The organism is Alteromonas sp. MmMcT2-5 (genome assembly GCF_022348315.1).
GTDB classification, from domain to species: Bacteria; Pseudomonadota; Gammaproteobacteria; order Enterobacterales; family Alteromonadaceae; genus Alteromonas; species Alteromonas macleodii.
In genome coordinates, this window is record NZ_JAKRFB010000010.1 from 36215 (window position 1) to 53848 (window position 17634).

The window sequence follows — 17634 nt, forward strand, 5'->3', positions numbered from 1 at the left end:
GGCAAGCTCCCTTAGCGGTTTAACACATTAACCGGAGATTGGTCGCGCACCCGAAGTGTGCCCTCGGTAATGACTTCGTCGCCTTCGTTTAGCCCACTCACAATTTGTACTAGCCCAGGACGACGCTCTCCAATCACCACTTCGGTTTGCTGTGCAACGTTATCATTAACCACATACACGTATTGCTTGTCTTGTACAGGAACCAGTGCCTTTTCCGGAAGTACCAAGGTGTTAAGCACGCGCTTTTCTACCACCACAGTAAGCAGCATACCGGGGCGCAGGCGATTGTCTTTATTGTCAATTGTGGCACGCACACGAATAGAGCGGCTAATTGGGTCAAGGCGCGTATCAATGTTGGTGATTTTCCCTGTAAATTCTTCTCCAGGGTAAGCCACCGAAGATGCACTTAATGTCTGCCCTTTCGCCACGCTTGCAAGGTGATTTTCAGCAATACTGAAATCGACCTTAATTAGACTGATGTCATCTAAAGTAGTGATAGTGTCACCAGGTTGCACCAAAGAGCCGATACTGATTTCGCGATTACCTAATAGTCCGCTAAATGGAGCGCGTATCTGCAAGTCATTTAGCTGAGCTAGCGCAACATCTAGCTGAGCTTGTAAGGCTTTAACCCGTGCTTGCTGCTCGTCAAGAAGTTGTTCAGAGGTAGCGTTTGACTGACGCAAGTCAGAAATTCGCGTGAACTGGCGTTTGGCCTCATCAATATTCGCCTTAAGTTCCTCTACCCTGGCGCGTTCTTCCGTATTGTTTAGCTGAACCAGTAACTCGCCTTCGGTGGCTTTATCGCCGTCTTCAAAATTAATCGTTTTTACGGTATCGGTGACTTGTGCGGTAATATTCACCGACTCATTGGCGGTAGCAGTACCTAATGACTCAATCGTAATGGGGAATGCCTGTGATGATACCAAGGCTGTTTTTACCGGCGTCGCCCGCACGCTACTATTACTCGCGCTCTCTTCTTCGGGCATATTCAAATACACTACAACACCTGCAAGTAGTACTACGCCAAGCAACAAAGGCGATAAAGATAATCGTGAAGACATAACCTTTCCTATAGGTAAAAAAGTATCCCATCACGTATTTTTCAAAACGTTTAGGATACTCAAGTACACAAAATCCGCTTACGATTCTTCGCAAGCGCCGCTATACGTTAAGATTGTGTACCGCGTTATTATTTTTAGTTGTGTTATATTTGCGTAGAGTCTGTCTTTTAATATTGATTATTTTTAAAACAATCACAAACAGCTTCTAGAGTATTTTACCCAAATCGATGGTCATCTTATTTCGCTTATCAGCTATATTCGCTGTTTTAACGCTTTTCGCATGTTCACAGTCTTCACCCAACGCGCCGGTTTGTCGCGTTTCCGATAGGCTTTTATCTCAACAAAACCAAGTTGGAGAAAACAGTCCAGCCCCTTTGATTGCTGCCGCGTGCCTAGTCAAAACAAATAATAAGGTACTGTTAGTAGAACACCGTCTTTCAGGTAAATTGGATTTTCCTGGTGGAGGGGTGCTTGAAAATGAATCGGTCGCCTGTACTGCACACAGAGAAACGTGGGAAGAAACTGGGTTCAATGTTGAAGTTACCCAATATTTATCCACCACATCTAATGGACTGGCTATATTTGGTTGTGATTTAGATGCTGGTATTGAGACCCTTCCAGACGCCTTCGATGCGCCTCCTTGGGCCAAATTAGAGATAAAAAAACTCGTAAAAGCCAACCCCTTTACCCTTGACCACGACGCAATGCGTTTCGCTGACGATCTTATTCCCTTGCGCGATGGCTACACCCAATTCGATATAACGCAGCACTGACAAAGCATTGTTCATTGTTGCGGGTATTGGTAAATTGTCACCATGAAAAGAATAGGAGAAGTGGCTTGTTTTCACTGCCAACCTTAAGCCTTAAAGGCAAAGTATCTGAACAAGAATGGCAAACTCGTGTCGATTTAGCAGCATGCTATCGGTTAGTGGCAGATATGCGATGGGGCGACCTTATTTACACGCATATCTCAGCTAAGGTACCGGGCACTGATCATTACTTGGTTAACGCCTTTGGCCTGACGTTTGACGAGGTTACCGCCTCTAACCTGGTTAAGGTCGATTTAGAGGGTAACATCCTTGACGATACACCTTACGGCATCAACCCCGCTGGCTTCACCATTCACAGTGCTATCCACGAAGTGCGCCACGATGCCCAATGCGTTATTCACCTGCATACACTAGCCACAATCTCAGTCGCATCTGTTAAAGGCGGGCTTAAGCCCTGGAGCCAGTATTCAATGTTTTCGCTACCATCACTTTCTTATCACAGCTACGAAGGTTTAGCCGTTGATGATAGTGAAAAGAAACGTTTGCAGGACGATCTTGGCGACACTAATCACATGCTTTTGCCTAATCACGGCGGTCTAACCCTTGGCCCCACCGTCGGTGACGCCTTTATGCGCTTTTACGATTTGCAGCGTGCGTGCGAAATTCAGCTTGCCCTGATGCAGTCTAATGAAGAGGTTATCGAGATACCGCAAAGCATTATTGATGGCATATACGCACAGGCTAATGTGGTTCACAGCGGCGAAACAGGCGGCCAAAAAGCATGGCCTGCCATGCTTCGCAAAGCTTACAAACTAGACCCGGGCTTCTGCGAATAATTTAGCTTAGCCAGCTAAACGCCAACTTATTTCAAACAGGAATTGTTTATACATTATGAAAGTCACCAAAGTAGAAATTTTTGATATCGAATGCCCTAAGCGCCCTCAGTGGAACCCGGTTTTCGTACGCGTTTACACCGACGAAGGTATTACCGGTGTGGGCGAAGCAGGACTGGCTTATGATTGGGGTCACAGCGCCGCTGCACACATGATTAAAGAAATTGCCGAAGCCATGCTGATTGGCTTTAATCCTTTTCACACTGAACTGCTATGGTCGAGAATGCTGCGCGAAGGCTTTTGGGGATTAGGCGGCGGCCCGGTTATTTATGCTGCGATGAGCGCTATTGATACAGCACTTTGGGACATTAAAGGCAAAGCGCTTGGCTTACCGGTTTACGAATTACTGGGTGGCAAAACTAATGGCAAGCTCCGTAGCTACGCTAGCCAGCTACAGTTTGATTGGGACAAAGAAGTAACCAAGCTTAACGACCCCGCTGACTATGCTCGCGCCACTGAAAAAGCACTTAAAGATGGTTACGATGCGGTTAAAGTTGACCCCATCGTTTACGATAAAGACGGCAACACCCATTTCGACAGAACCAAACTATTCACTAAGCCCGAGCTTAAACTTTTCAAAGCCCGTCTTCAGGCGATTAGAGACACAATGGGCGAAGATGGCGACATCATCTTTGAATGTCACAGCTTATTAGGTGCATCAACGGCTATCCAGCTGGGTGACATCGTTGAAGAAATTGGCTGTCTATATTACGAAGAGCCAGTGAATTACCTTAACTCGAAGCTTCACGACAAAGTAGCGAAGAACGTGAATGTGCCTATTGCGGGCGGTGAGCGCTTGTACCACCGCTGGGATGTACGCCCTTACCTTGAAGACCAATCTATTGATGTACTTCAGCCTGACGTTGGCCTTTGTGGTGGTTTCACCGAAGCGAAAAAGGTGTGTGATTATGCCGACATTTACGATGTACGTATTCAGGCTCACGTTTGCGGAGGCCCTGTAGCGACAGCGGCAAGCCTGCATCTAGAAACGGCCATTCCAAACTTCTTAATTCACGAGCACCATACCTACGCTATTAAAGATTGGAACCGTGAACTTTGCATTCAAGATCCTCAGCCAGTAAACGGCTTCATTGAAGCGCCTGACACACCGGGAATTGGTATCGATCTAAACGATGAGGTGGTTTATCGCTCGCCGCACATGACGGTAACTGAGCTTAAATAAAGCTGAAACCCAACGGGTTTATTGAAGGCAATAAACCCTAGGCTAGTTCAGCAGCTCAACTAAGCTAGCTTTATGCGATGTCGTACCATCGCTTCGCATTTTCGTACAGCAGCGCCGCTTTTTGAGTTACAGAAAGCGGCGTTGTCATATCAATGAATCCATGCCAAAGCGCGGCATACGGCATTCGCCACTGACACAGCGGAAAGTTGCTGGCAAACATCATGTGATCTGTGCCAACGGTGTCCAGCAAGGTTTCAAAAATATAAGACGCACGCTGCCACAGCCAACGGCGATCTTGCATTTCTAATCCTGAGAACTTAAACACAACTTGCTGCGTTTCATTCAAGTCGCGAATACTCTGCCGCCATGTTTTAAACGCAAAGCTATTTACATCAATCGGCGCTATTGCGGCATGGTTTATAGCCACTTTTAGCGAGGGTGTTTGTTCTAGTACCGTTAGCAACGCATGCACAGCATTGCTATCTGTAAGATTTAACTGCGCTTCAAAAGACAAGCCTTGCGACGCCATATGATGAACTCCCCATTTAACTTTAGGGGTGCGTAAAAGTACTTTAGCATCGTCATCTAATATGTGACGAAGCCCACGTATTGAGTGGTACCGCTTTAGCTTATCGATATGACTGCCAACATTATTTCCTGTTAAATCGATACACCCAACTGAACGGAATGGCAGCGTACAATGACGCTCCAAGAACGCAATTTCACGCCAGGGTCTTTCGTTATCGTAACCCGCTTCAATGTGAACAAAACCGCCTAACTGCCCTAACGACGCGCAATAGAGCATGTGCTCTGTAGTATGTTTTGCAATCGCTTTTTTATCTGGCCAAAAAGGGGCATTGGCTGGTTTCAGCCAATTATAGTGCCCTTCGTTTAAGGCAAAGAAGTGAATATGAGGGTCTATCCAAGTGATTGAAGGCTTGCTCATCTTTGTTTATAAAACCTTGGTTTATACTATTGCTGATAAGGCATTTCGCGTTGCTTTTCTGTTCAGCTCTTTCTATTGTGCTGTGTAGCCCCCATCCACCGCATACAAGCTACCCGTGATGAACGACGCTTTGTTGCTGCATAGGAAATAAGTCAATTCAGCTACGTCTTCGGGTTGGCCCAAACGTCCAATAGGTTGTGCAGCGGCTTCTTCAGCTACCACTTCATTTTTATCTGCCCCGGAACGTGCCACATATTTATCAATGGCGTTATGAAATAGAGGTGTTTCGATGGTACCCGGGCAGACCGCGTTAACGCGGATATTATAGGGTGCGTAGTCAAGCGCGGTGGTTTTCGCCATAGACGCCAACGCACCTTTGCTGACACCGTAGGCGAACGAATTGCGCTTTCCTATAAAGGACTGATCTGAGCCCATCACCACAATCGCGCCGCTGCCCTGCTCTTTCATGGTTGGCAGGCAAGACTTAATCGCGCCATACGCTCCTTTTACGTTCAAGTTTAGTACCTTATCAAGCAGCGCTTCATCAGTGTCTTCAATGGTTGCTGAAACATGTATACCGGCATTACATACCAATGCGTCTATGCGTTGATAAGAACTAATAACCTCATTCACCGCGGCTTCAATATTACGCACAACACTTACATCACACGGCTTCCAGATAGCATTAAGTAACGCTTGCTCAAAGTCTCTGATATCTAAATTAATGACTTGATAACCGTTTTGACTAAACAGCTTGCATACCGCAAAACCGATACCCAAGCTTCCCCCCGTTACAATGCAAACCGGGCTCTGCGCATCATCACTGCTATATTTAAGGTTTTTCTTCGCGCTTTCTGAATTCATGTTTTTATGTACCGTGTTGCTTGTGCGTATGTGAACGGGTTATTTCAATGTAGGCTAAGCATGCCAGTGAAAATTTGGATTGCAAGCGAGCTTACTACTTGAGTTCACTTTTCTATATTAACACCAATGCGTCAGACATCATCACCAGAGCCTGTGTGACCTTTGCTGCGCATTAAAAGTCAACGAATCTTGGTAAACCTATGTGTTTCTCTCATATCAGTCCGCATAGATCATTACCCACATCATCCAAATTTATTATTAACTTTCCTTTAACGGACTATTCGGACTACGCTTTTTGTGACTATAATAGACAAAATTAAAACACTTGTTTGAAAAAAGGAGTCATCCATGCCTCTGTACCACGCCCCTACGACTGATTTTCAGTTCTTGTTAAAAGACTGGCTTGGACTTGATGCTCACTACGAAAAGCTCGGTATCAGCGACTTTGATAGCGAACTTGCCAACGAAATTATTGCACAGGGTGCAAAGTTTGCTTTGGATGTGGTTGCCCCTCTTAACCGTGAAGGCGATGAAGAAGGCTGTACGCTAAAAGACGGCAGCATTACCACGCCTAAAGGCTTCGCTGATGCCTATCAGGAATATGTTGCTAACGGCTGGAATGCAATGCTAGGTACTGCCGAGTACGACGGGCAGGACTTGCCGTACACCATGGCTGTGCCTGTTCACGAAATGCTAAACGCGGCGAACTTAAGCTGGCGTTTAACCACCATGCTTACTGAAAGCGCAACACTTGCGGTTACTAAACACGCCAGTAAAGAATTAAAAGATATCTACCTTGCTAAGCTAATCAGCGGTGAGTGGACAGGTACCATGAACCTGACCGAACCTCATGCAGGAACAGATTTGAGCTTGCTTAGTACCAAAGCAGAGCCACAAGGCGACGGCAGCTATAAAGTCACCGGTAATAAGATCTTTATTACCGCAGGTGATCACGATTGGAGTTCGAACGTTATTCACCTTGTTCTAGCTCGTCTACCTGACGCCCCTAAAGGCGTTAAAGGCATCAGCTTATTCTTAGTGCCCAAGTTCTTTCCAGATGCCAGCAATGAGCCTGGTGAGGCGAACAGCTTGTCAGTGGGAAGCATCGAACACAAAATGGGGATCAAAGCGAGCCCGACTTGTGTGATGAATTTTGACGGTGCAACGGGTTACCTTGTAGGTGAAGAAAACCAAGGGCTGGCATGCATGTTCACCATGATGAACGATGCACGCTTCCAAGTAGGTCTGCAAGGTTTAGGGGCGGCAGAAGCCTCTTACCAAGGCGCGCTGACCTATGCCCGCGAGCGCGTTCAGTCTCGCGCACCTCAGGGTATTCAAAATCCAGAAGGCAAAGCAGACCCAATCGTCTTTCAACCTGACGTAGCGCGTATGTTACTTACGCAGAAATCACTGATTGAAGGCTGCCGTGCACTTTCACTTTTCTATGCCAAGTTTATGGACGTTGAGAAGCTTGGTGAAGGTCAAGAAAAAGAAGATGCCGACAAGATACTTCAGTTTTTAACTCCAATCTGCAAAGCTTTTATGACGGATATGGGCCTTGAGACCACCAGCCTAGGTGTACAAGTATTTGGTGGTCACGGCTTTATTCGTGAATGGGGTATGGAACAACTTATGCGCGACGTGCGCATTGCTATGTTATATGAAGGCACCAACGGTATTCAGGCGCTAGACCTTATTGGTCGTAAGCTTACCCGAGATGGCGGTCAAATGATGGAAGCGACCTATAATGCGTTTAACGCTTTAGTTAGCGACATTCAAGACAGTGAGGCGAAGGGTCTGGCTCAAGGAATTCTTGATGACTGGCGTGCATCTTCAGCCGATTGCTTAGGTATGGATGCAACCACTGCTGCGGCAGCTGCCTGTGATTATTTGGCGTACAGCGCCTATTCACTGATTGGGGTACTGTGGTATAGCATGGCTGACAAAGCGCAGGCATCAGGTAATGCGGTACTTGCAGCGTCTAAGATGAAGACACGTGACTTCTATATGGAACGTATCTTGGTACGTCGCGATGCGCACAAAGCCGCTTATAAAGCTGGCCCTGAAAGCACCCTTGCAATATCAGGTAATGAGTTTGATTATCTGTAGGCAGCTTATATTGCTATAGCCCGTGAAATATGGGCTATGAATGCAAAAAAGGTCACTATATGTGACCTTTTTTATTATGACTTGAACGAAACTATTAGTCGTTCGCTGCTACTTGGGTTGAAAAGGTATCTGAAAACCAATCGTTAAGCATCGCTTTTTCATAAGAAAGCGATTCCGTGCGATTGCGACGAATATTCGACTCCATAAAATCCATATCTTTAAGTTTCACATCTTCACCACTTAAAATGACCTGACCGTCGGCATTAGCCAACGAGTAGCTAAATGTCATTCTAGGAATATCAACGCGCTTAATGATACGGACGTCGCTACCGGCGCCGTTACCGAAACCGACAAACTGGCTTGGCCAAACTTGGCCAGCTAAATCAACATTTGTTACTGTCATTGACAGCACTTGCGACTCAGGTAAATCACTGGCCAAATCTACAATATGTTCTTCAAGCTCTTGTAGCGTTCGTTCGCGGAACCGTTTACGAGATTCATTGGTTGGTCTTACATCGCTATAAGACTCAGGTTCTTCCCACGTTATCTTCACCTCAGCGGCTTGAGTGGGAGCAAAGACGGTAAGGAGTCCCACCGCTGTGGCGCAGCTTAAACAAGAAAAAGTACGTAATTTATTCACTTTTATGCTCCTAAATTCAGTCGTTTAAACTATGAGTTAGCAAGACATTTAGAGAAAGCTTAGCATGCAGCAATTGTCGGCTTTTATATCAGCTTTATATTTAACCAGCCTTGTTAAAATTGGCTAGTCTCGCTTTGCTACTTGCATAACTGACGACTGTTTAATGATTAGGCATAGTTGAACGCGTTTAGTTCCCGTAAAGTTGGGGTTTATATCGTCCTTTTCACAATAGGTGTGATAAAAACGTTTAACGCTTGCGCTATCAGCGGTGATTTGCTGAACATATGTTTGCTGGTAAGGCTTTAAGGGACTCAGCTGGATACTAATTTTATCTTGTAAACTACGCAGTTCTTCTCGCTCCGGTAAGGTGGCAATTGAAACTAGCCATTCAGAAAGCGAGTTCTGGATATCTTCAAAGAGATACTGAACAAAAGGAGACCGCAGCACAATTACCAAAACAATAATTTCAGCAGCGATGATAAAGAACCTTAACATGACTTCTCAGCTAACTTTGACAGACGTTTACTACAAATAGCGCCAATTTTTTAGCACCTTTCTCACTATGTGCTCAACTACACTTTGCCAATTTACATTTTCACAATGCTCACTGTACACGATTCAAACAGTAATTGACCACATTATTATCGACGATAATAGGGTCATATCGGTTTACCTGTAAATACAGTAAACTATACTCATGTATAGTAGGTAACGCCTAATCGTCAATGTTGGGTATCAAATGGCATCTGGCCGTTATATTAATCCTCATTATTCACGTAGCTGTATTTAACTATTTATAAAGTTACATAGACTGAGGAAATCAAGATAAAAAACGACTTATGTTCTGAAGTTTCAGTATTGACTGAAACTTTAAAAAGATACACCATACGCTGCATTATTGATCTACATTAAATATGACGTTTTGAACGCAGTTTTACTGCACAGGCAGTTCGTTACGTCACATAAGGTTAAGCTATGAATGAACAAATACCGGTAAAGACCGTTACACCGGTAAAAGTACATAAACCCAAAGGTAGACCTGAGGGTAAACGCCACGACTCTCGTAGCCGTATCTATGTGCGGGCTGTACAAGGCCCTTTAGAGACGTTTAGACGCATGTTTGGCCTTTTCTTTTTGGGCCTCTTTGCCATCATTCCATGGATTCAGTATAACGGGCATCAAGCCGTGCTACTCGATATTGGTGAGCAGCGATTTACTATATTCTCACTAACCTTGTGGCCTCAAGATCTCACTTTACTGGCCTACATATTTATTGTTTCCGCCTTTGCTCTGTTCTTCGTCACCACTTTCGCTGGTCGAGTGTGGTGTGGATTTATGTGTCCTCAAACAACGTGGGTATATATTTATACGTGGTTCGAAGAGAAATTCGAAGGCCCGCGCAACAAGCGTATAGCGCTGGATGCACGCAAAATGGATGCAGATAAATTTTTGCGTAAAACAGCTAAGCACACCGCTTGGGTATTGGTAGCGCTGTTAACGTCTTTAACCTTCGTTGGCTATTTTACGCCAGTTGATGAACTGTTTATCGATTTTGTGACATTTAACACCAGCTTCTGGGCAGGTTTATCGGTTATTTTCTTTGCCGTATGTACCTACGGAAACGCTGGCTACATGCGCGAAATCATGTGCACGCACATATGCCCGTATGCGCGTTTTCAGTCTGCCATGTTCGACAAAGACACGTTTACTGTATCGTACGATGCAAAGCGTGGAGAGCAACGCGGCCCGCGACCACGCAAACTTAGTCACGAGCAAGTAAAGGAAAAAGGGTTAGGCGACTGTATAGACTGTAACCTGTGTGTTCAGGTATGCCCAACCGGTATCGATATTCGAAATGGCTTACAATACGAATGCATCAACTGCGGCGCCTGTGTTGATGCGTGTAACGGTGTTATGGATAAAATGGGTTATCCTAAAGGCCTGATCAGCTTTACCTCGGAAGAAGAACTAGCTGGCGGTAAGACTCACATTTTACGTCCAAAGTTAATTGGTTACTTTGTGGTTTTAGTGGTGATGACAGGCTTGTTGTTTGCCAATATTTGGATGCGCAGCCCCACCGAAGTTGACATTATCCGCGACAGAAACTCGCTATACCGCGAAACGAATGAGGGACTAATTGAGAACGTTTATACAATAAAAGTACTTAACAAAACACAGCAAACCCAAACCTACTCTATTGCTGTAAAAGGTTTGCCTGACTATAAGTACATTGGTGAGCAAACTGTAACAGTTGAAGGCGGTGCGGTGTATAGCACGCCAATTTCAGTTGCAACTGACGCCTATAATCTGGAAGATACGGTTACCGATATTTTTATCAGTGTAACCACCACTATTGATGGGGAAACGGTTACTGTTGATGAGCCAACAAAGTTCCTTTATCGATGACAGATTTTTCATTCTCTGGCCTCAGCCCAGACACCATATTAGATGCCCTGGAAAGTCAGGGCATTTTTCTTCAAAGCGGTTTGCTAGCACTAAATAGTTATGAAAACCGCGTCTATCAGTTTTTGGCTGAAGACGGTCAGCGCTATGTAGCAAAATTCTATCGCCCAGGTCGATGGACCGACGCTCAAATTCTTGAAGAACACGCGTTTGCTGCAGAGCTAATCGAAAACGAAATTCCATTGGCTGCGCCCATTTCTCTCAATGGCAGCACGCTGCATCATCACACCGTGGCCGAAACTGACTATCGATTTGCGTTATTTCCTTCGGTAGGCGGCAGGCAATTCGAAAATGACAACCTTGATCAACTCGAATGGATGGGGCGTTTCATTGGCCGTATTCACCGCGTGGCCCATGCTAAAGGGTTTGCACATCGTCCCTCGATTGATATTGAAAGTTACCTCGGTGAACCGAAGCAGGTGCTTACGCAAAGCACACTGCTGCCAGAGCATCTAAAGACAGCATTTTTTGCCATACTTAACCCCGTGATTGACGCCACGAAAAAAGCGTATAACCCAACATCTAGTATTCGGCTTCACGGTGACTGCCACCCAGGCAATATACTGTGGCGCGATGGCCCTACTTTTGTTGATCTTGATGATTGCCGCATGGGCCCTGCTATCCAAGATTTGTGGATGATGCTAAGCGGCGACCGCCAACAACAACTATTGCAGCTCGATACTTTGGTTGAAGCATACGAGGAGTTTCACCCGTTTGACACTGCACAGTTGCCACTTATTGAGCCCCTCCGCGCTATGCGAATGGTGCATTACATGGCATGGCTTTCACGACGCTGGGAAGACCCTGCTTTTCCGCGGGCATTTCCTTGGTTTGCTGAAGGTAAATATTGGGAAGGCCAAATACTTGCTTTGAAAGAACAGCTATCGGCCCTTCAAGAGCCTCCACTGAAATTAGGATATTGAGCCAGCCCCTTTACTGCTGAAAAAACGCTTTTTCCATGACCGTTGCCGATAATCTTATGGCGGTTACGAAAAAGCGTAAGGTATAAGAAACCGTATTCGCTATCACTTTTTAACTTAGATATAATCGACAGTGTGTAGGTGCTCTTGTCTAGCTCCGTATTATACCAGTCCGCATAGATAATTACCCACTCAGCGAGAGTTAAAATGTTCGTAATCGCGGCGTGTTACCGTAGGTATAGTGGTTCTACATCAAGGTAACACAACAAAGAGTACGAACATTTTAAACTCGCCCTTCGGGAAGGTCTGGCAAGCTTCCTAGCTGCATTCTGGGAATTTGAAAGGGAACAGCCATTCCTGCATTCCCACGCTTTGCTATGAAGCTTGCCAGCGCCTTCTGAGTGGGCAATGATCTATGCGGATTGGTATTAACTACGGCGACAAGGGTTAAACGGGAAATCAGTGAAAAACTGATGCTGCCCCCGCAACGGTAAACTCAACGCGTTGTCGTTTTCTTTTCATACGCCACTGTCTTTTATGCGTTAGGTATTTAACGCCATTAGATGGGAAGGCAAAAGAGCTATTACATTTTTAGTAATGGTGAGTAAGCCCGGATACCGGCCTGTACTTCATGGTGTCGTTTGCTTGCTCACATCCATAATTAAGCAAAAACGTGCACTTTCCCTAATCATGTGCTCGGGTGGAGCGCATCAAAGACAACATAAAAACCATGCGTACACATTTTACTAAAGCAGCCCTTAGCGCTGCAGTTATTTCGTGCTTAAGCACACCTGCCTTTGCTCAAACTTATGACCAAGATATTGAAACCTTAACAGTAACAGGCACGCGTTTGCCTATTTCGTTAACCAAACTTCCTGGTTCAGTTTCGGTGCTAACTGAAAGCGACATTCAAGCTTCGGGCGCACTTCAACTTACCGATCTAATTCGCGGCCTACCTGGCGTTAGCTTGTCTCAGTCAGGCAGTCCTGGTGGCTTAACAGAGCTGCGCGTGCGCGGCGGTGAAACCAACCATCTACTTGTTTTAATTGATGGCGTTGTTGCCAACGACGTAGGCCAAGGAAGCCTGGTTGACCTTGCTCACTTAACTAGTACAAACGTGGTGCGCATAGAACTTCTTCGAGGCCCGCAAAGCGCAAGATGGGGCAGCGGCGCTATCGGTGGTGTATTGAGCATTACTACGAAGTCAGGCCAGTTTGCCGATAATGCGTCACACGTAGACTTCTCTGCTGGCGTTGGCACACAAGGTACATTGCAGGGCAGCATGAACGCGCGCTCGCAAAGCGATAACGTGGGTGTTTCAGCATACGCCAGCTACATTCGCACCGACGGCGACAACGTATCTCGTGTTGGTAACGAAGATGATGGCTACGATAACATGACCGCTGGTATTAATATTAATTATGCCGCAACGTCGGAGCATACGTTAATAGCTAACCTTCGCACGGTTCAGTACGAGAATGATTACGACGGCACTGATTTTGTGACGACAGGCCTTCCTGCTGACTCAGATAACGTGACGGATGGTTCACAAATTAGTGCGAAATTAAGATGGGAATTTGCTCCGGAAAATACAGGTTATCGCTCAGCGCTAAGTGCGCATTATCGCAAAGACGATAACGATAACACCGAGTCAGGTGCAGACACTGGCGGCACCACTGGTGAGCGCATAGAGTTAAACTGGACAGGTTTCTATACCATGGATAACTGGGATTTTGCTGGCGGTGTTGAATACCTACAGCGCCTTTTTACCCAGCGCGGCCCAATTGCATTTGGCGATCCGAACCAGAAGCAGCACGACAATACTTATAGCGTATTTGCCGAGACAAATGGCCAGCTAACCGAGTCGCTAACCGCAACACTAAGCGCACGATTCGACAACAACAGTGAGTTCGACAATGCCGTAAGTTATCGCGGTGGCCTTACGTGGCAGCTTAACGATTACTACGCTGTTTTTACCAGCTATGGTAAAGCTGTTAAAACCCCCACCTTCACCGAGCGCTTTGGCTACTTCCCTGCAAGCTTCATCGGCAACTCAAACCTAGAACCTGAAACCAGTGAAGAATGGGAAATAGGCGTTAAGGCAAACTGGAAATCACTGTCTGCACAAATCAGCGCATACACTACCGACCTTGAAGATGAAATCAATGGCTTCGTATTTGTGTCAGATTTGGGTGCATATAGTGCCGATAATATCGACGGTGAAAGCTCACGAGAAGGTATTGACCTAGAACTTAACTGGGACAGTGGCTATGGTGATTTTACCGCAGCGTATAGTTATCTAGATGCGGAACAAACCGACAATGGTATAACCACCACTGAACTGCGTCGTGCCCGTCACCAAGGCTCATTAACCTACAACACTGACTTTGGAACCCAGAAGTTCAGCTTCTATACCAAGCTAGCTTACACAGGAAGCCATTACGACACCTTCTTCCCTCCTTACCCTGAACCGTCTCAGACATTGGCGCTATCAGCCTATACGCTTGCAACCGTTAATTTGGGCTATCAGATAGATAAGCAGTGGCAGGTTTCGTTGAAAGTCGACAATGTGTTTGATACCGATTACGAAGACATTGTAGGTTATGCAGGCCAAGAGCGCCGTGCTCTGCTTCTTGTTAACTACAGCATGTAAGTGATGTAACGTTAATGAACCTTCTGTTGAGCGTTGCTTAAAGGCAAAACTCAACGTGCAATTAACAAACAATGAAGGGCTATACATGGGTATAGCCCTTTTTGTTGGGCTTCTGTTAGGGTTTGTTGATTCAGATTCTGTTCATCATGCCGTATTTACAGTACTGCATTTACACAATGGATTACCTTGCCATTGAATCGTGTTTTTTAGTGAGCTTATCGCGTAGTAAGGCATTGAAGTAGAACAGGTCCTAGTTAAGCGAACAAGCCTGTGATAATCTCATTATCGATAATAGTTTTTTGAACATAGGATTATATTCCATGAAAAAGTTTGCAGTAATGTTTGTCATGGCAATGCTTTTGCCACTAACAGCCTGCGCTCAAGAGCCGGCGTCTAAATGGAAAGAAGGTACTCACTATACTGTGCTTGATAAAGAAGCTACAGATAAGCCAGTAATTACAGAGTATTTCTCATTTTGGTGCCCTCACTGCTTCCAGTTCGAGCCAATCGTTGCACAGATTAAAGAAAAGAAAAGCGACGGTACTAAATTCAATAAAGTACACGTTAACTTTATGCGCTTCACTGGGCCTGAAGTTCAGGACGATGCGACTAAAGCCATGCTAATTGCCCGCGCGATGAAGCAAGAAGACGCAATGAATAAAGCAATCTTTAACTATATCCACAAGCAACGTGCATCTATCACAGGTTTGAAAGACCTTCGTAATATCTTCGTTGTGAACGGTGTAGATGGTGAAGAGTTTGATAAAATGGCTAAAAGCTTTGGCGTAAATAGCATGGTACGTAAGAATCAACAGCAAATTGATGAGTATCGTGAGCACTTAACTGGTGTGCCAAGCTTCATCATCAACGGTAAATATCAACCTACATTTACCGCTGACATGACCTTTGACGATATCGCAGATCTAATCGTGTGGTTATCTGAACAGAAATAATTTGGTTAATAATTTAGCCACTCATTATATTTTGAATAATTAAATGGGCGCTCAGGCGCCCATTTTTACGCCTTGGAGCATCCCAATGTATGCAGTAAGTGACTTTGCTGACTTTATCTGTGAACTTGACCAGCTAAAAGCAGTTAAGCGCCAGATCACCCTTCCCTGTGATAACTATCGACAGGAAAACTCCGCAGAGCACAGCTGGCATGTTGCATTAATGGCAAATATGCTAAGCGAATATGCGGCTAAACCTATAGATGTGACCCGCGTTATTCGCATGATCCTTATTCACGATATTGTGGAAATTGATGCTGGCGACATGTTTGCTTTCAATCATCAAACAGATCACGACGCACAAGCCGAGAAAGAAGGAGCTGCCGCTAAGCGCATTTTTGGTTTATTGCCGAGTCCACTTAGTAGTGAAATGCTCGATTTATGGCTTGAGTTTGAAGCAGCGGAAACCGCTGATGCAGAATTTGCAAAATCAATGGACCGCGTACTTCCCGTATTTCAAAATATGGAAGACAACGGAGGAAGCTGGAAGCGTCACGGTATTGCAAGGGAGAAAATTGAGAAGCGTAATGCTCACCTTAAATCATGCGCACCGGCTTTATGGGACTACGTTATGCAGCAGCTTGATGTGGCCGTTGAAAAAGGCTGGCTAAGTCAGTAACGACTCAGCCAGACCTGTAGTATTAATTACAACATGACGTTGTAATAGTGGGTTGCAATTAGAAGCGTGTACCAATCCACATCCAGAAGCGATTGGTATCCACCTTTATATCTCCCGCATCGTAAGTACCGTACTTAATGCCAAAATTGTACTTACCTGCAAACTTCTTCGTATACTGCACATTAATTTCGCTGCCTAAATCGTCAGCACCGTTACTACTGTCGTCAGCGCTGAAATCGTGGTAAGCCAAAAGCCATTTACCACCGGCTAGCCCACCTGATAGAGACAACTTAAGATCTTTTAAGCCCTGTGCTGGCGTGCCCAAGAACTGATCAGTCCAACCGTTGAATTTGTGCAGCGTAGCTAGCGGCGTTGCAAACCCGTACAACCCATCGTCAGAACCTAGTATTTCGTAATCGACCTTAGCCGTCACGCCAGAAAACGTGGCTGCGACATACGCATTTAGATAGGAGGCGTCAAAGTCGGTGGCCGTTTCGCCCGCGCCAGCTTCGCTTGATTGCGTGGCAAACTCACCACCGTAAGCCCAATTCACGCTGTCACTTTTCATCTTTCCATCATAGCTCACACCATATGTATCCAACGCGTTGTCTGTATCGTTGTCCACCTCTAAGAGGTAAGCGTAAGCCACAAACTTGCCAATTTTAGATGTATAAGTAGCATGAAGAATATGATCTTTAGAATCTAAATCTGCCGCTTCTGCGAAAATACGGTTGCGTTTGTACAGATAGCTATAAAATAGCGCTAGATTGTCGGTCGCCGCATATTTTGCGCTTACCGCATCGAAGGTCTGGCGGTCTTGTCGCCAGCCAACGTGGCCAACAAATCGATGGTCATCAAGTGTAATTACTTGGCGCCCTACTCTGGCGGTAAAGTTATCCGCCTTATACTGAATAAAAGCTTGATCAACTTCGGTGGTTTCAGGGTCGGCAATGACCGAGTACTCACCCACGTTAAAGCCAGTAGGCCCCACAGTAAACTCATCTTGCCCCAATACAATACGGCTATCTTCAACCTCGGCAGTAAACGAAAAGCCATTAACACTACCCGAGCTAAAGCCCAAACGGGTGCGCAAAGTCAGTGCACTTGCATCTTCTAATGCATTGTCTTGATCAACAGATTCATAACGTAAATTCAGGTCCGCCCATGCTTTTGAATCACTAAGGGCGGCGTGAATATCGGCAGCCATTACGCTTCCACCCAATACTGTCAAAACAGATGCTGTTAGCATCTTAATGCCAAAGTTTTTTAACGTGTTCATGTGTATCCCCTATTGGTATTGATGAGGGCCTGCTGGCTTTTGCTGTACATTTTTTGCAGCGGTCTGTGTGCCATCTAGGCAAGGCGGATGTTTGACGGTTTAGTGGTTCTAAATCGAAAACATTCAACGCAGTATAGATGGCACACAGGCGCTGCCCGAAGGGGTCGTTATGGAAGCCTTTTACTCTTTGTCACAGTCCTTTAACTTAGCCCACTAGGCTTGCA

The 17634-nt window shown here is 45.5% G+C and carries 15 protein-coding genes and 1 riboswitch; of the genes, 9 read left to right on the forward strand and 6 right to left on the reverse strand.

Translation table 11 applies throughout. From position 1 onward, the window contains the following. Window positions 1-11: 11 nt before the first annotated feature. Entirely contained in the window at window positions 12-1061 is a 1050-nt protein-coding gene (locus MHN09_RS06755) for an efflux RND transporter periplasmic adaptor subunit (RefSeq protein ID WP_239239765.1), read from the reverse strand. Between the two features lie 227 nt (window positions 1062-1288). On the opposite strand from MHN09_RS06755, the gene MHN09_RS06760 reads away from it, so the two are divergent. The 3 genes from MHN09_RS06760 (at window position 1289) to MHN09_RS06770 (ending at window position 3907) form a co-directional block, all read left to right on the forward strand. Further along, window positions 1289-1834, forward strand: a complete 546-nt coding sequence (locus tag MHN09_RS06760; protein ID WP_156077890.1) for an NUDIX hydrolase — start codon at window positions 1289-1291, stop codon at window positions 1832-1834. 65 nt (window positions 1835-1899) lie between these two features. Further along, window positions 1900-2667 carry a class II aldolase/adducin family protein gene (locus MHN09_RS06765; RefSeq protein WP_014948258.1) on the forward strand — a complete coding sequence of 256 codons (768 nt, stop codon included), beginning with the start codon at window positions 1900-1902 and terminating at the stop codon, window positions 2665-2667. A 55-nt stretch (window positions 2668-2722) separates the two neighbouring features. Beyond that, the gene (locus MHN09_RS06770) at window positions 2723-3907 is read left to right on the forward strand and encodes a mandelate racemase/muconate lactonizing enzyme family protein (protein ID WP_120960909.1); all 1185 of its coding nucleotides are present in this window, start codon (window positions 2723-2725) and stop codon (window positions 3905-3907) included. 70 nt (window positions 3908-3977) lie between these two features. Here MHN09_RS06770 and MHN09_RS06775 read toward each other — a convergent pair whose 3' ends face one another. Continuing rightward, a complete protein-coding gene (locus tag MHN09_RS06775) occupies window positions 3978-4853 on the reverse strand; it encodes an amidohydrolase family protein (protein ID WP_168533559.1) in 876 nt (291 codons plus the stop codon). Window positions 4854-4925: 72 nt separating this feature from the next. Next, complete coding sequence (locus MHN09_RS06780; protein ID WP_239239768.1) at window positions 4926-5717, reverse strand: SDR family oxidoreductase; 792 nt, start codon at window positions 5715-5717, stop codon at window positions 4926-4928. A 348-nt stretch (window positions 5718-6065) separates the two neighbouring features. Between MHN09_RS06780 and MHN09_RS06785 the strand changes: the two genes are divergently transcribed. Next, window positions 6066-7826, forward strand: a complete 1761-nt coding sequence (locus MHN09_RS06785) for an acyl-CoA dehydrogenase family protein (RefSeq protein WP_239239771.1) — start codon at window positions 6066-6068, stop codon at window positions 7824-7826. Window positions 7827-7920: 94 nt separating this feature from the next. Here MHN09_RS06785 and MHN09_RS06790 read toward each other — a convergent pair whose 3' ends face one another. After that, window positions 7921-8466 (reverse strand): DUF3016 domain-containing protein, encoded by a 546-nt coding sequence (locus tag MHN09_RS06790; RefSeq protein ID WP_014948252.1) that lies wholly within the window; start codon window positions 8464-8466, stop codon window positions 7921-7923. A 123-nt stretch (window positions 8467-8589) separates the two neighbouring features. Further along, on the reverse strand, window positions 8590-8961 hold the full coding sequence (locus tag MHN09_RS06795) for a hypothetical protein (RefSeq protein WP_239239774.1): 372 nt from the start codon (window positions 8959-8961) through the stop codon (window positions 8590-8592). A gap of 480 nt (window positions 8962-9441) precedes the next feature. Here MHN09_RS06795 and ccoG point away from each other — a divergent pair, with 480 nt between their 5' ends. From ccoG to MHN09_RS06820, 5 genes are all read left to right on the forward strand, one after another. Continuing rightward, window positions 9442-10872, forward strand: a complete 1431-nt coding sequence (gene ccoG, locus MHN09_RS06800; protein ID WP_239239777.1) for a cytochrome c oxidase accessory protein CcoG — start codon at window positions 9442-9444, stop codon at window positions 10870-10872. Beyond that, on the forward strand, window positions 10869-11852 hold the full coding sequence (locus MHN09_RS06805; protein WP_239239780.1) for a serine/threonine protein kinase: 984 nt from the start codon (window positions 10869-10871) through the stop codon (window positions 11850-11852). Before ccoG ends, MHN09_RS06805 begins: the two co-directional genes overlap by 4 nt. A 403-nt stretch (window positions 11853-12255) precedes the next feature. Next, window positions 12256-12490, forward strand: a riboswitch (cobalamin riboswitch). Window positions 12491-12579: 89 nt separating this feature from the next. Beyond that, window positions 12580-14502 carry a TonB-dependent receptor gene (locus tag MHN09_RS06810; protein ID WP_239239783.1) on the forward strand — a complete coding sequence of 641 codons (1923 nt, stop codon included), beginning with the start codon at window positions 12580-12582 and terminating at the stop codon, window positions 14500-14502. Window positions 14503-14822: 320 nt separating this feature from the next. Then, entirely contained in the window at window positions 14823-15455 is a 633-nt protein-coding gene (locus MHN09_RS06815) for a thiol:disulfide interchange protein DsbA/DsbL (RefSeq protein WP_168534372.1), read from the forward strand. Between the two features lie 85 nt (window positions 15456-15540). Then, a complete protein-coding gene (locus MHN09_RS06820) occupies window positions 15541-16131 on the forward strand; it encodes an HD domain-containing protein (RefSeq protein ID WP_239239786.1) in 591 nt (196 codons plus the stop codon). 58 nt (window positions 16132-16189) lie between these two features. Here the strand turns inward: MHN09_RS06820 and MHN09_RS06825 are convergent, their stop codons facing one another. Continuing rightward, a complete protein-coding gene (locus MHN09_RS06825) occupies window positions 16190-17410 on the reverse strand; it encodes an alginate export family protein (protein ID WP_239239789.1) in 1221 nt (406 codons plus the stop codon). Window positions 17411-17634: the final 224 nt, after the last annotated feature.

Excerpts from the sequence above, each read along its gene's own strand:
- MHN09_RS06755 (WP_239239765.1), bottom strand. The coding sequence starts at position 1,061 with ATGTCTTCACGATTATCTTTATCGCCTTTGTTGCTTGGCGTAGTACTA.
- MHN09_RS06760 (WP_156077890.1), top strand. The coding sequence starts at position 1,289 with ATGGTCATCTTATTTCGCTTATCAGCTATATTCGCTGTTTTAACGCTT.
- MHN09_RS06770 (WP_120960909.1), top strand. The coding sequence starts at position 2,723 with ATGAAAGTCACCAAAGTAGAAATTTTTGATATCGAATGCCCTAAGCGC.
- MHN09_RS06775 (WP_168533559.1), bottom strand. The coding sequence starts at position 4,853 with ATGAGCAAGCCTTCAATCACTTGGATAGACCCTCATATTCACTTCTTT.
- MHN09_RS06780 (WP_239239768.1), bottom strand. The coding sequence starts at position 5,717 with ATGAATTCAGAAAGCGCGAAGAAAAACCTTAAATATAGCAGTGATGAT.
- MHN09_RS06785 (WP_239239771.1), top strand. The coding sequence starts at position 6,066 with ATGCCTCTGTACCACGCCCCTACGACTGATTTTCAGTTCTTGTTAAAA.
- MHN09_RS06795 (WP_239239774.1), bottom strand. The coding sequence starts at position 8,961 with ATGTTAAGGTTCTTTATCATCGCTGCTGAAATTATTGTTTTGGTAATT.
- ccoG (WP_239239777.1), top strand. The coding sequence starts at position 9,442 with ATGAATGAACAAATACCGGTAAAGACCGTTACACCGGTAAAAGTACAT.
- MHN09_RS06805 (WP_239239780.1), top strand. The coding sequence starts at position 10,869 with ATGACAGATTTTTCATTCTCTGGCCTCAGCCCAGACACCATATTAGAT.
- MHN09_RS06810 (WP_239239783.1), top strand. The coding sequence starts at position 12,580 with ATGCGTACACATTTTACTAAAGCAGCCCTTAGCGCTGCAGTTATTTCG.
- MHN09_RS06815 (WP_168534372.1), top strand. The coding sequence starts at position 14,823 with ATGAAAAAGTTTGCAGTAATGTTTGTCATGGCAATGCTTTTGCCACTA.
- MHN09_RS06820 (WP_239239786.1), top strand. The coding sequence starts at position 15,541 with ATGTATGCAGTAAGTGACTTTGCTGACTTTATCTGTGAACTTGACCAG.
- MHN09_RS06825 (WP_239239789.1), bottom strand. The coding sequence starts at position 17,410 with ATGAACACGTTAAAAAACTTTGGCATTAAGATGCTAACAGCATCTGTT.